This is a genomic window from Vibrio sp. KUL70, from assembly GCF_059725515.1.
In genome coordinates this window covers 2,416,824-2,429,994 of the sequence record NZ_AP045834.1, presented here as the reverse complement: position 1 = coordinate 2,429,994, position 13,171 = coordinate 2,416,824, and the positions used below count along the sequence as shown (strand labels likewise).

General features: G+C 43.8%; 11 protein-coding genes and 1 pseudogene. 7 read left to right on the top strand and 5 right to left on the bottom strand.

Annotated features, from left to right (window positions below; genetic code table 11):
• Positions 1–58 precede the first annotated feature (58 nt).
• The 4 genes and pseudogenes from AC6I7V_RS10725 to AC6I7V_RS10710 all read left to right on the top strand — a co-directional run.
• A pseudogene (locus AC6I7V_RS10725) lies at positions 59–1,375 on the top strand (TadA family conjugal transfer-associated ATPase); the annotation flags it as partial.
• A gap of 8 nt (positions 1,376–1,383) precedes the next feature.
• On the top strand, positions 1,384–2,349 hold the full coding sequence (locus AC6I7V_RS10720; RefSeq protein ID WP_255230027.1) for a type II secretion system F family protein: 966 nt from the start codon (positions 1,384–1,386) through the stop codon (positions 2,347–2,349).
• Positions 2,350–2,352: 3 nt separating this feature from the next.
• Positions 2,353–3,327 (top strand): type II secretion system F family protein, encoded by a 975-nt coding sequence (locus AC6I7V_RS10715; RefSeq protein WP_255230028.1) that lies wholly within the window; start codon positions 2,353–2,355, stop codon positions 3,325–3,327.
• Complete coding sequence (locus AC6I7V_RS10710) at positions 3,324–4,325, top strand: tetratricopeptide repeat protein (RefSeq protein WP_255230029.1); 1,002 nt, start codon at positions 3,324–3,326, stop codon at positions 4,323–4,325. Before AC6I7V_RS10715 ends, AC6I7V_RS10710 begins: the two co-directional genes overlap by 4 nt.
• 90 nt (positions 4,326–4,415) lie before the next feature.
• On the opposite strand, the gene chrA is transcribed toward AC6I7V_RS10710, so the two are convergent.
• Positions 4,416–5,561: a chromate efflux transporter gene (chrA, locus tag AC6I7V_RS10705; RefSeq protein ID WP_498010861.1), complete on the bottom strand. Its 1,146-nt coding sequence runs from the start codon at positions 5,559–5,561 to the stop codon at positions 4,416–4,418.
• 101 nt (positions 5,562–5,662) lie between these two features.
• On the opposite strand from chrA, the gene AC6I7V_RS10700 reads away from it, so the two are divergent.
• Positions 5,663–6,610 carry a LysR family transcriptional regulator gene (locus AC6I7V_RS10700; RefSeq protein WP_498010860.1) on the top strand — a complete coding sequence of 316 codons (948 nt, stop codon included), beginning with the start codon at positions 5,663–5,665 and terminating at the stop codon, positions 6,608–6,610.
• Here the strand turns inward: AC6I7V_RS10700 and AC6I7V_RS10695 are convergent.
• Both AC6I7V_RS10695 and AC6I7V_RS10690 read right to left on the bottom strand, forming a co-directional pair.
• Complete coding sequence (locus AC6I7V_RS10695) at positions 6,576–7,271, bottom strand: phosphatase PAP2 family protein (RefSeq protein WP_498011677.1); 696 nt, start codon at positions 7,269–7,271, stop codon at positions 6,576–6,578. The two genes, AC6I7V_RS10700 and AC6I7V_RS10695, sit on opposite strands and share 35 nt — an antisense overlap.
• Positions 7,272–8,042: 771 nt before the next feature.
• Positions 8,043–8,600 carry a gamma-glutamylcyclotransferase family protein gene (locus AC6I7V_RS10690; RefSeq protein WP_498010859.1) on the bottom strand — a complete coding sequence of 186 codons (558 nt, stop codon included), beginning with the start codon at positions 8,598–8,600 and terminating at the stop codon, positions 8,043–8,045.
• A gap of 275 nt (positions 8,601–8,875) precedes the next feature.
• Between AC6I7V_RS10690 and AC6I7V_RS10685 the strand changes: the two genes are divergently transcribed.
• Positions 8,876–10,060 carry an NnrS family protein gene (locus AC6I7V_RS10685; protein ID WP_498010858.1) on the top strand — a complete coding sequence of 395 codons (1,185 nt, stop codon included), beginning with the start codon at positions 8,876–8,878 and terminating at the stop codon, positions 10,058–10,060.
• Positions 10,061–10,132: 72 nt separating this feature from the next.
• Here AC6I7V_RS10685 and AC6I7V_RS10680 read toward each other — a convergent pair whose 3' ends face one another.
• Positions 10,133–11,146, bottom strand: coding sequence for an adenosine deaminase (locus AC6I7V_RS10680; protein WP_498010857.1), 1,014 nt, complete (start codon positions 11,144–11,146; stop codon positions 10,133–10,135).
• Between the two features lie 354 nt (positions 11,147–11,500).
• On the opposite strand from AC6I7V_RS10680, the gene AC6I7V_RS10675 reads away from it, so the two are divergent.
• A complete protein-coding gene (locus AC6I7V_RS10675; protein ID WP_261882003.1) occupies positions 11,501–11,821 on the top strand; it encodes a DUF3622 domain-containing protein in 321 nt (106 codons plus the stop codon).
• Positions 11,822–11,931: 110 nt separating this feature from the next.
• Here the strand turns inward: AC6I7V_RS10675 and AC6I7V_RS10670 are convergent, their stop codons facing one another.
• On the bottom strand, positions 11,932–12,978 hold the full coding sequence (locus tag AC6I7V_RS10670) for a succinylglutamate desuccinylase/aspartoacylase family protein (RefSeq protein WP_255230035.1): 1,047 nt from the start codon (positions 12,976–12,978) through the stop codon (positions 11,932–11,934).
• Positions 12,979–13,171: the final 193 nt, after the last annotated feature.

Below are 13,171 nucleotides of genomic sequence, written 5' to 3'. Positions count from 1 at the left end.
TTCAAATGAAGTCCAAGCATCTTCTCCAGATCGAACACTTAAGGTTGATGTGGAAAACGCTAGTGCCGAAAAAGAAAAGTCGATAAATGAAGCGAGAAAAGCACTTGAGCAGGAGCTCTCAATCAAGCACTACTTCCACAAGCAATTGTTAGAGACATTGGATTTAGGGTTACTCTCAAGCTTGGAGACAGATAGGGCCAAAGTAGATCTACACGAGGCGATCGTTCAGTTAATGGCGAATGATTCAAGTCAAGCCTTAAGTGCGGAAGGTCGCAAGCGTGTCATTAAACAGATCGAAGACGAGGTTTTTGGGCTTGGTCCGCTAGAACCTTTGCTCGCAGACACCACAGTATCAGATATCTTAGTTAATGGCCCAAAGAGTGTTTACGTAGAGCGTCGAGGCAAACTGGAGAAAACACCGTATACTTTTCTTGATGACCGCCATCTAAGAAACATCATCGACAGAATCGTAAGTCAAGTGGGACGACGTATCGACGAGGCATCACCTATGGTGGATGCGCGGCTTGTCGATGGATCTCGTGTTAATGCCATTATCCCCCCTCTCGCACTGGACGGCCCTTCTGTATCAATTCGACGCTTCGCTGTTGATCGCCTGACGATGGATAATATGTTGAGCTATGGTTCTATATCACCAGGGATGGCTAAATTTGTGGAAGCGGCGGTGAAAGGGGAGCTCAATATTCTCATTTCTGGCGGTACTGGCTCAGGAAAAACGACCACACTTAACATCTTTTCAGGTTTTATTCCTAGAGATCAGCGAATTATCACGATTGAGGATTCCGCGGAGCTTCAATTACAACAACCTCATGTGATTCGTTTAGAGACGCGTCCTGCTAACCTTGAAGGTAAAGGTGAAATTAGCCAGCGTGAATTGGTGAAAAACACCTTACGTATGCGCCCTGACCGAATAGTAGTTGGGGAGGTTCGGGGGAGTGAAGCTGTGGATATGCTCGCAGCAATGAACACGGGACACGATGGCTCTTTAGCTACGATCCATGCCAATACCCCTCGAGATGCTTTGAGTCGAGTAGAAAACATGTTCTCTATGGCGGGTTGGAATATCTCAACCAAAAATCTCCGAGCTCAGATTGCATCAGCAATTCACTTGGTCGTTCAAATGGAACGTCAAGAAGATGGTAAGCGCCGTATGGTCAGCATACAAGAAATCAACGGTATGGAAGGTGAGGTGATCACCATGTCAGAGATCTTCCGATTTCAACGAAAAGGTGTTGATGCAGAAGGGAATATTCAGGGTTTTTACACCGCAACAGGTATCGTCCCACAAACTCATGATCAACTGGTTAAACGTGGGCTAGATATTCCTTTTGATATCTTCTCTGAGAGTCAAGAGTAGGAGGGAGTATGGATAGTGTTACTGTTTCACTCATGCTGCTGTTTGTTGCGGTTCTCTTCATCTCACAAGCCTTGTTACTGCCTGCTGCGGGGAAGAAGGCCAAACACCGAGAGTTGTCTCGCCGACTGAAAGAAGCACAGCGAAATATTGATGAGGAGAGCCTTTCTCTACTGAAAGAGCACTACCGCCGAGAACTGTCCCCATTAGACCGGAAGTTAGTCTCTATCACACTGTTTTCAGACTTGAAGCGAATGCTTGAGCTCGCAGGTATAAAGATGGCCCTCACACGTTTCCTGTTTACTGTTTTTCTGGCCGGGCTTTCGTTGACCTTGTTAGCGTTGCTTTTTAATCAGGAGTGGTTTATTTGCGTAGCTGTCTTTTTCTTTTCCTGGGTGATTGCGTATTTATATACGCAAAACCGGATCACTTACCGTCTTGCGCTTTTTGAGCAGCAGCTCCCTGAAGCCTTAGATATCATTCGTCGAGCTCTGCAAGCTGGGCAACCTTTGGTTCAGTCATTCAATGAAGTGGGTGAAGAGTTACCCGATCCCATTGGGACTGAATTTAAGAATACCTACAACTTGTTGAATTATGGTTATGACTTGCGTTTGGCTATTTTGCAAATGACAGAACGTGTGCCTACCGTGTCCATGTTGGCGTTTTCCAGTGCCGTTATGCTGCAAAAGGAGACCGGTGGTAACTTATCGGAAAATCTTCAAAAAGTATCAGAAGTATTAAGAGCTCGTTTTAAGTTGGAGCGAAAGATTAAGACACTCTCGGCGGAGAGCCGCTTGTCTGCATGGATATTAACGCTCTCTCCTTTTGCTTTGTTTTTCGGTCTTAAATTAGTGAATCCAGATTATGTAGAACCTTTGTACAGCGACCCTCGTGGTATCACTATGGTGAGTGTAGGTATTGTTTTGTTGGCCATTGGTGCTTTATGGATCAAGAAAATAATTAATGTAGAGATTTAAACTATGGAGTTATTCAATGTAAGCGCTTGGATACAAGCTATCGAAAACTTCGGTCTGAGTTCGCAATTTGTTATTTATGCGATGATTTTATTGACCACCGTTTTGTTGACTCTAACTGTGGGTTTTTTGGTGGTTGGAGCAAGTTCACCATTAGATAAGCGTTTGAAAAAAATATCGGGTCATGGTGGAAACTCGACACAAAGAAAACGTTACGACTTTACTAATACACTTGAGTCTTTAAGTCCTTTTATCGGTAAGGGCAACAAGCGTGACAATGAAACGTACTCGGAGAAGTTGATGCACGCTGGGTACCATAATAAAAGTGCATTGTCGGTTTTCTATTCATTGAAGTTATTATCGACTTTAATTGGTTTGCTATGTGCGTTTATGGTGTATTTTGCTGCGGTGGGTGGCAGTTATAACCACTTTTTGATTTTAACGTGTATTTTTTTGGGGATGTTTACACCGAACTTTATTCTCAATAAATTGCAAAAAGATCGCCAACGTAAAATTCGAAATGGTGTTCCAGACGCTTTAGATTTGTTGGTGGTTTGTACTGAGTCTGGCCTTGGTTTTAATGCTGCTCTTGGCCGCGTAGCCACCGAGTTATACGTATCTCAACCTGAATTAGCCGACGAGCTAGATACGGTGTTTGCTAAGATCCAAGCTGGCGTACCAATGCCAGATGCTTTGAGTCAACTTATTGAGCGCACAGGGTTGGTTGAGTTAGAAGGACTCGTTTCTATGCTTTCTCATGCCTCAAAGATGGGGGGGAGCCTTGCTCAAACTTTGAGAGACTATACCGCTGACTTCAGGGACAAGCGGCAACAAGCAGCAGAAGAGATCGCCGCTAAAATCCCAACCAAAATGTTGTTTCCAATGTTGTTGTTCATCTGGCCATGCTTCTTCATCGTTGCGCTAGGGCCGGGGATGATGATTGTAATGGATGCCTTGACATCTCCAGGAGCTGGATTATGAGAACCATAAATAGAGTCATATTATTCATGTTACCTCTTTTTCTTATTGGGTGTGTTTCATCTGATGAAACGGGCAACGACTTTAATTCTGAACTGTACGCGGGTAAACCGATAGACACGCTGAGTAACGATGCACCTCCTTTAAATGAGAAAGAGGCCATTGTCCGAGGGGACAAAGCGCTGCGTGACAATAATGTCGACCTTGCTTTATACGAATATATTCGCTCCCTTTCGTACCCAGAAAAAGAGTTCCACGACAGAACATTATTTACGATTGGTCGTATTCATCAATCAAGAGAAAATTACCCTTTGGCTGAAAAATCTTATCTTGCGGTGTTGAATGTGGACCCTGCCCATACCGGAGCGCTTGAACAGCTTGGGAGTTTATACACTAAACAGAATCGACTTGAAGAGGGGTTAAGTTACTTTTACAAAGCCATTAACTCAGACCAGTTGCGGATGAGTAGTGGTCAGAGTATCTCTAATAATCACTCACTGACCAAGAGTCAGGCTCAAGCTTTCAAAGTAGATGACCAGTCGCCGTTGCTTGCTTATATGGGCGTCGGGGTATTGCGTGATGTTGCCGGTGATCATGATGTGGCGCAGATTCTATTTGGTAAAGTGCTGACAATCTCTCCTCGCTCAGTGAAAGGATTAATGAATATGGGTTATTCTCACTATATGGATGGTGACTATGACGAAGCTATGCGTTTTACGACTAAGGCATTAAACCTAGAGCCTAACAATGAGAAAGCGCAGAATAACCTTGCGCTGATTTACCTTGCTAAAGGAGAGGTGCAGAAATCGGTAAACACCTTTATGCGTCATATGGATGCACCGGAGGCGTTGAATAATGTCGGTTACTTCTTAATCCTTCAAGGCAAGCCAGAGGAAGCCATCCCTTACTTACAGCAAGCGATTGACAAGAAAGCGTCGTACTATGAACTCGCTAACAAAAACCTGGAGACAGCGATTTCGCAAGTTCGAGAGATGAATTAAAAAGATACATTCTGCTGTTTTCTATCATTGAACGTATTTATGAAGCCGAAGCGAGCTGTCTCTCGCTTCGGCTTCAAGCGTTAATTGAGTTTACAGCCAATGCATCATTACGCCCGCAGCGATGAATACACCGACTAAGCCAACGATTGGTAACTTGACTGATTTAAGCAACCAAACTCCGACCACGATAAGTGCGAAGTCTAGTCCGCTACTCACTGCACTAGTGAAAATTGGTTGATACAGAGCAGAGAGCAGTAGACCAACAACTGCAGCATTAACACCAGTTAACGCGCCAGAAATTAGTGGTTTTCTCGCTATCGCTTGCCAATTCTTAAGAACACCTAACAGCAGTAAAAAACCCGGTAGGAAGACTGCTATGGTTGCAATCAGAGCGCCTAACACTGGCGATGTAGGCATAAGGACGTAACCCAGATAGGTTGCGAGCGTAAACATAGGTCCCGGAACGGCTTGTGCTGCTGCGTAACCTGTTAGGAAAGCGTCTTGGGATAACTGATCACCAATACCAGTTTGGAGTAATGGTAGAACTACGTGGCCACCGCCAAACACCAAACTACCTGCTTGATAGAACAAGCCGAACACTTCGATACCCTGAGAATAACTGCCTAGTAAAGGCAAGCTGAGTAACAGAGCAATAAAGAGAACTAAAGGTGCAAACGAAACCTTTTTGCTATTTGTCTCTGAAGAGTGAGTTTGTGAAGCCAGAAATTGACTGCCAATTAATGCCGCCACAATAAGTACCAAGATTTGTGGCCAAATACCTGGAAATAGAAGCAAAACCACAGCCGTCATAACGCACAGTGAGGTCGCGATAGCTGACGTACAAAAGTTTTTATACATTCCATAGGTCGCGTCGGCGACGACGACCACGGCAAGCAGCTTAAGCCCATGGATAACTGAGTTGAAAAGAGAGTTATCTAACAATTGTGAACTGGCAACCGCTAGAACTAGCATCAAGATCACGGATGGAGTTGTGAAACCAATGAACGCAGCAATTGCACCAGGCAGTCCTCCTTTTTTATAACCGACCGCGAAACCGACTTGGCTTGATCCCGGACCTGGCAAGAACTGACTTAGTGCGACGATCTGGCCATATTCTTCGTCAGTTAGCCATCTCATTTTCTCGACAAACGCATTTCTGAAATAACCAATGTGAGCCGCTGGACCACCAAAACTGATCCAACCGAGCCAAAAAAAGGTCTTAAAAATTGCAAACATGATCATACCCATTTAAAGAACTACGAGTAATTTAGGAGGAACAGTACTATGATTCAAATTAATTATTTTAATTATCTCTATTAATGAAGTGGGATGGGTAAGTGGCGAGTTTTAACTGGAAAGGTATAGATCTTAACTTATTGATTGCACTGCAAGCACTGTATAAAACCAACAGCGTGAGCAAGGCTGCCGAACGCTGCTTCGTTAGCCAGTCAGCGATGAGCCACAGTCTACAAAGGTTAAGAAAGTTGTTTGACGATCCCTTGTTTGAGCGAGTGGGAAGCCGAATGGAACCAACTGAGCGCGCGATCGAGCTGTCCCATTCAGTAGATTTGCTGCTGGCTCAGATTCAGACAGATATTTTGCGAGCTAAACCATTTAATCCGCAAACGTATGATGGAGTTTGGAAGATCGGTTTAACAGACTATGCAGAGCAAATGTTTGGGCCGTCACTGTTTGACACAATTAAAAGATTGGCACCTCAGTCGAAAGTCGCGTTGTTTAATGTTAATCGCGCTAACTACCAACAAGTTTATGAAAGTGAAAAGCTTGATGTCGTTATCGGTAGTTTTGGAGAAGCAGTAAAAAGATACAGTACTCAACTGCTTTATACTGAGCAACATGTCTGTTTATATGACGGTGATGTATGCAAGTTTTCTGATCCTATATCTCTGTTAGAGTTTACTTCTGTTGAGCATGCCTTAGTTTCACCGAATGGTGCGATGAGCACAGGCGTTGATAAAAAGCTTGAAGAACGTGGTTTGAAGCGACAAGTTTCTTTTATTTCAAGTAACTTCTTAACTGTTAAGAACCTTATCCAAGGTCGAGAATTAATTTGCATCGTTCCTAAACTCGTCGCGACTCAGCAAAATACGGTCAATTCTATCAAAGCCGTAATACCACCGATTGACGTTCCTGATTTTGATATACAGTTGATGTATCGAAAAGGTATGTTAAAAGACAATAAAAATAAATTTATTCGAAACCTTGTTAGTGAAACGGTTATTAGAATCGCTAAGAAGGGCCAGGATACGAACCAATCTTTCTGAGCAACCAATCGACTAAGTACCAGAGAGTGATGACGCATATCGCACCGATATAGCCATCGATAGCATAATGCCAAGCGAGATGGACAGATCCAATTTGAATCAAAATAGCATACACCCAAAGTGCGTATCCGAGTTTTTTGTTTAATTCATACCCGCACAGAGCCATAAGAACCGCGATTGTGACGTGCATGCTTGGCATAGCTGATATTCCGATACCTATTCCAGTTTCAGAGTTTATGTATTTGGCTAATAACATTTCTTGAGTACCTAACGCCCAAACCGGTGGTAAATCGGAAGAGACTAGGTGTGTGCTTTGCCGCTCCAGTGTTGCGATTAGATCAGAGTAGAGGGTCACATCTTCGAAGTAATGTATGAAAGCAGGACCTGCTGATGACAATAAAATAGCCATGATGTTGCCTAGTAAAGTCCAAGAACTCATAAAAGTGATAAAAAATCGATTTCTTAGGTGATTGCACTGTCTATATAGGATGAAGTATAGAATCATCCCCCACATTACAAAAAACCAGGCATTGTATAACGTGTTTATAAATAGTGTGAAATAGGAAGAGGAGAACAAGTAATGTGTTATCTCCCACGGGGAGTAGCCAAAATGAAGCCACTTATCGATATGGTAAAATTCCAAATCCAAGTAGTAAGGCATGACCTCAGGTATGATTGATTTTATGAATGTATAACTAGAGAAAGAGATATTTAGAGTAAATATCATTACGGCAAAGAAAATTGGTTTTGAAATTGGTATAAACAGCGTCTTTATTTTCATTAAAAAACGCTTAAGTGGTCTCTTTTCTCTATTAATCAGTAGGTAAATATAGAAATAGGTAGCCCAAACTATGAAACTCACATAACAGACGATAGATAGAATTTCTAAATAGTTATACAGCTCATATTGTAGAGTTCCATAAGTTGAAGAGTCGACTAAAAAAACAGGAAGGGTCGTTATCACAACAAAGTAGATGATCAATTTATTTCGATTGAACTCATTCTGCAATGAGAGAGCAAGACTTGAACGCTTTGTATTGAACGGGGATGACTGATCCATAAACACCTACAGCAAATAGCCGTTATAAGCAGTCTGAAGTTAACTGCAGAAAAAGTAGCACCTAATAAAATGCTAGCGTAGTTTTTGGGGTTTTGTGTAATTGGAGTAACAAATCCTAAAAACAGAGAATTTATCATCACCATGTTCAAACTGTGACTATACTTGGTTTGATACTTAATTTAGTTACAACGATAGATGATCGTATGTATGTTTAGTGACTCTAACTATGGATGCAGTTTTGCATGGTTAAAAATTTCCCTAACTAAATGGAATTAGTTGGTTTTGTCAGCGCTAGCTCCCCCTAGCGCTTTTCTTTTGGATTCGAAGCAGAAAGTTTACCGAAGTGGATTTGGGTGAGTATCGTTTAGCGACTTAAGAGCTCCGAACCACTAGAAGTAGGTCATCAATAATGCTGTGGTGATGCTCAGACACTCCCGCTAAGTTGCCATATTTAGGCTGGTGGCGATCGTTAATCATTGGGTGTTGCCAACCCTGCGTATGTTGCACAAAGTGAGAAGCGAAACTTTCTGATATTTCTAAACAGCCAGCAATGACAGTATCGACATAAGTTTGAACAATTGGACTGTTGCTGCAGGGCGCTTCAATCTCATCTTTAATGTAAACCCAGATCGTTTGAGAAGGGTCAAAGCCCTGATGAGCTTCGATCTGTTCAGGATCTAATTCAATTCGGTGATAGCCGCGCTCGCGACGATCAAACTCGGCCAGTGCTACCTCATCCACTTCGAGTAAGACGCCATTCACTTGCCCTTCGCCAAGGTTAACAATCAGTGGAGATAATACGTAACTGTCATCGATTTTACTCCAGTGGCGCACTAAACCATCGACGATCGCTGGGATCGCTTTTCCAGTCTGACCGGTGAGTTGTCGTGAAGAGGAGTTGATTAAACTGCCGTAGCCAAAAATATACATCGCTATCCTTGTCTGTTTATTGTTGAAAACCCTCCTACTATATGAGGGATGCAAATAAAAGTCAGTATATAACTGAAAGACTCGTAAGTGTTATATTGACACTGTTGGGCGTGTTTATTTGACTCTATATCGAAGAGTGAATGCCCCTAAAGTTAATAAATACAGTGATTTAGTATGTTGGAATGCTTCATGCATTGACCTAGTTATATGTGAATCTATCGCCAAGCCACTCTCGAATCCAAGTTGGCGATACGCTTATTTATTTAGGAGCGACTTTGTTAAATATCACAGACAAAAGTGTCGAGGATGCGATTCCCGCTTATCTACGCTTGGGCTTTAGACCCTTTTTCTTCCTCGGTAGTATCTATGCGGTGCTCGCCATTGTTCTTTGGGTATACATGTTCCAGAACGGTCAACCTGAGATCCTACAAGTGCCGGCTCTATGGTGGCATGTTCATGAGATGTTGTTTGGTTTCGCGATGGCGATTGTTGTGGGATTTGTGTTGACCGCGGTACAGACATGGACGGGCGTAAATGGTACTAAACATTATCGTCTCGCGGCTTTGGTCGGCTTGTGGCTTGCGCCTCGAATTCTGTTTTGGACACCCACACCCTTGTGGCTAATTTCATCGATTGAAGCGCTGTTTTTAGCTCTTGCTGCTTACGAAATTGGCTTTCGAGTAGTACATGCGAAAGGGTGGAAAAACCTATTTTTTGTTCCACTGTTTGTGTTGACGATCGTGGCGAACTTTGCCAGCTATGCAACCATTAAGGGGATGCCGCCATTCCCTGCTTCAGCGGTTTGGCATGCGATGCTGTGGTGGTTTACGCTGCTGTTATCTGTGATGGGAGGGAGAGTCATCCCATTCTTCACCGCACGTCGTTTTAACTTTGATAAGCCGCAACCTCTACTATGGCTCGAGTGGTTAGCCAATCTGCCGTTGGTTGGGTTGTTTGTATTGAGTTTCTTCCCACTGACTTTTGTCGAAGTCGGTAAGCCTTTGATGCTGTTTGCGGGTATTGCTCAGTTAATACGTGTGATTCGTTGGAAACCTTGGGCGACGCTGTCTGAGCCGTTGGTGTGGTCACTGCACGCGGCATACCTATGTATTCCGTTGAGCTTGCTATTACGTGGCTTACTGGATAATCCGTTTGCAGGGCATAACATGATTCACCTATTTGCAATAGGTGGCTTGAGCGGCTTGATCTTGGCGATGATTGCTCGTGTCACTATGGGCCATACAGGGCGCGCTATCTACAAAGGGCCGAATATGGCCGTAGCCTTTGCAGCCTTGATTCTCGCAGCGTTACTGCGCAGTGTCGGTGTCAGTTTGTTCCCGGTTTATATGATGCCTATCGTCAATATCAGTGCGGGTTTATGGGTACTCGCGTTTGGTATGTATGTGCTTAAATTTGGCATGATGTTGCTAACGCCTAGAGTTGATGGTCATCCGGGTTAAGTGATTAGATCTATGAATAACGAAAAAGGAAGCGATGTGCTTCCTTTTTCGTTTTAACTTGAGTGTCCAGGTTTAGTGGTTTTGGTGGTTGGCGAGATAGTGTCGAACCTGGGTAATCATATCTTCCTTAGCATGAGGGGAGATGAAACTCGCTTCGATAGCGTTGATACTAAACTGCGCCAGCTCTTGGGCTGTAACCCCGTGAGCATGGGCAACGGCTAAGAAGTTATCGTTCATGTAGCCACCGAAGTAGGCAGGGTCATCCGAGTTTATGGTTACACATAGCCCTTTTCTTAGTAGCTCAACGATGTTGTGCTGCTGCATAGTCTCAAACACTTTCAATTTGGTGTTCGACAGCGGGCAAACCGTTAAAGGTATACGCTGTGCGGCCAACTCTGCTATGAGTTCTGGATCGTCACTGCAGCGTACACCATGGTCGATCCGAGTAACCCCTAACATCTCAATGGCATCTCGAATGTTTTGAGCAGGTCCTTCTTCACCCGCGTGAGCGACGGTGAGGAAACCGTGATTGAGCGCCTCTTGAAATACGCGCTGAAACTTTTCTGGAGGATGGCCCATCTCAGAAGAATCGAGTCCGACGCCAATAATGTGTTCTTTGTAGGGAAGGGCGTGACTCAGAGTAGCGAAGGCGCTCTCTTCATCAAGGTGACGTAAGAAACACATGATCAACTGACTGCTGATCCCTAACTCCTGTTCGGCGTTTTTTAGAGCGCGGGTGATACCTGTGATCACTGTTTTAAACTCAATCCCTCGTTCAGTGTGGGTTTGAGGGTCAAAAAATATCTCGGTATGAATCACGCTATCTTGTTGGCATTTAAGCAAGTAAGCCCATGTCAGGTCGTAGAAGTCTTGCTCGTGAATAAGAACATTGGCACCTTGGTAATAGATATCGAGAAACGATTGTAGGTTGTGGAACTGATACGCCTGACGCACTTGCTCTGGAGTGTCGAATGGGATGTCAATACTGTTACGTTTTGCCAATTCAAACATCAGTTCCGGTTCTAGTGTGCCCTCAATATGTAGGTGCAGCTCAACTTTCGGTAGATTTTTGATGAAGCTATCCATAGCGACTCCTTAGCTATTTTAATTATGGGCGGAGTAGTTAAGACATTGAACATTGATGGGTAATCGAGTCGATTAGTGGTTCACTTGCCTATGTTTGAGCATAGTTCATTTCATCATTAACGCTCTGTTCTCTGCAAAGTGGAGGGGAAGAAAGGTGGAATGAAATTGAGGGCACCGAGTCGCAAACGATTTGCACAATTGGAGTGTGATCCTCTGCAAATTTTTGCAGCAATGTTTATGGATTTGTGCTCTAATACCGCGCTTACCAAGGGATGGTGTTAAAAGATGCTCACATAGATGGAGTTATCAAAGTTGACCGATCCCTTAATGATCTCCCTTAGGAAAATACAGAACATGTCTAAGACCAAAAAATTTGATATCCGCCTTTCAGAAAAACGCAATGGCTGGTGTGCAGAGATTACTCGTCAAGTAACTTCTCGCTCAACTCGCGTTTCTAAGCGTGAAACGGGTTTTGAAACAGAAGCTCAAGCACAAGAATGGGCAGAGAAAGAGCTAGCTTCTTTCGTTGCTAACCAAGCTGAGCGCAACGAGCGTAAAGCAGAGCAGCGTAAAGAGCGTGATGAACTGCGCCACGCTAAAGAGCTAAAAGCAGCACAAGCGCGTGAAGCACGTGCAAAAGCTCGCGCAGCAGCTGCTGAGCTTGATGCTGAATAAGATTCAGATTCTATGAGGTTGAGTTTACTCGCCCAGTAAAGAAAAGGCCCCAATCGTATTGAGCGACTGGGGCCTTTTTTGTGGAGTTTAGTTTCTCGTTCAGCCAGTGATCAGTTATTCAGAGTCGTTGACCAAACCTCTTCAGCGACCTCTTCAATGTAGTTTTCTACTGATTGTTCAACATCTTCATTATCTTGCTTGAAGTAAGCAATGTGGAACACAGCATCTCCTTCATTCACTAGTGGCAGTGTTTGTTGTCCAATCACAATACCGCCTTTCTTAGTGATGATTTGACCCTCTTGATGGCCTAGCGGTGAACTAACGTAAGCCAGAGTTTGTCCTGCTTCGACTTTTTCGCCAAGTCTTACCATGACACGTAAGATGCCGTCTGATTCTGCACGGATCCAGCTGGTGGAGCGGCTGATCACAGGTTCTGGTAATTTCTTACGGTTTGGTCTTAGCATACCGATGGCTTTCATCACTTGGTGAATACCTAAGTAACCAGCACGGATGGCTAAATGATCAAAGCGCAGTGCTTCACCGCCTTCGTACGTCAGCACTGGAATACCGAGTTTCTCGGCTTCGCTACGCAGTGAGCCTTCACGTAGTGGCGAGTCAATGATCACTGGTGTCGCAAACGCGTTCGCTATTCTTAATGTCTCAGGATTCGATAAGTTTGCGCGAATCTGAGGTAAATTAGTGCGGTGAATAGCACCGGTATGTAAATCCAAAATGTAGTCACAACGTGTTGCTACGTTCTCGAAGAAAGTATGTGCGATACGCGAAGTGAGTGAACCCTTTTCACTTCCCGGAAAGCAGCGGTTTAAGTCGCGACGATCGGGCAGGTAACGAGACTTATGAATAAAACCAAACACGTTGACGATAGGTACCACAATCAAAGTACCTTTGAGTTTTTTCGGATCGATAGCATTCGTCAGTTGACGCGCAATTTCAACACCATTGAGTTCATCCCCATGAATCGCTGCGTTTACCATCAACGTTGGTCCCGCTTGGCGGCCATGAATCACCTCAATAGGGATCGATAGCGGCGAGTGGGTATACAGTTGAGCCGCTTGCAGCTCAATTTCCATCCGTTGGCCTGGCTGTACAGTTTGATCAAGGAGTTCGAATGGTTGGTTAGGTTTTAGTCTTGCCATTTAGGTTTCTCAACGAATAGATAATGGGTTAAGTCGGAATGTAGCAATCGTTGATTTTTAGTACGAATCAATCACTTTACGGTGACGACAAAAATTTTTAATTGGTGGGTTCTGCGAATGGTGTCAGTGTTGATTTGACTCTGATCAGAGAGACTTTTGACTGTGTTAGCTCTGACAATTTATTGATTTTATT

Bases quoted from the DNA above. Each gene is read 5' to 3' on its own strand.
- AC6I7V_RS10720 (WP_255230027.1), top strand. From the start codon at position 1,384: ATGGATAGTGTTACTGTTTCACTCATGCTGCTGTTTGTTGCGGTTCTC.
- AC6I7V_RS10715 (WP_255230028.1), top strand. From the start codon at position 2,353: ATGGAGTTATTCAATGTAAGCGCTTGGATACAAGCTATCGAAAACTTC.
- AC6I7V_RS10710 (WP_255230029.1), top strand. From the start codon at position 3,324: ATGAGAACCATAAATAGAGTCATATTATTCATGTTACCTCTTTTTCTT.
- chrA (WP_498010861.1), bottom strand. From the start codon at position 5,561: ATGTTTGCAATTTTTAAGACCTTTTTTTGGCTCGGTTGGATCAGTTTT.
- AC6I7V_RS10695 (WP_498011677.1), bottom strand. From the start codon at position 7,271: ATGCCTTACTACTTGGATTTGGAATTTTACCATATCGATAAGTGGCTT.
- AC6I7V_RS10690 (WP_498010859.1), bottom strand. From the start codon at position 8,600: ATGTATATTTTTGGCTACGGCAGTTTAATCAACTCCTCTTCACGACAA.
- AC6I7V_RS10680 (WP_498010857.1), bottom strand. From the start codon at position 11,146: ATGGATAGCTTCATCAAAAATCTACCGAAAGTTGAGCTGCACCTACAT.
- AC6I7V_RS10675 (WP_261882003.1), top strand. From the start codon at position 11,501: ATGTCTAAGACCAAAAAATTTGATATCCGCCTTTCAGAAAAACGCAAT.
- AC6I7V_RS10670 (WP_255230035.1), bottom strand. From the start codon at position 12,978: ATGGCAAGACTAAAACCTAACCAACCATTCGAACTCCTTGATCAAACT.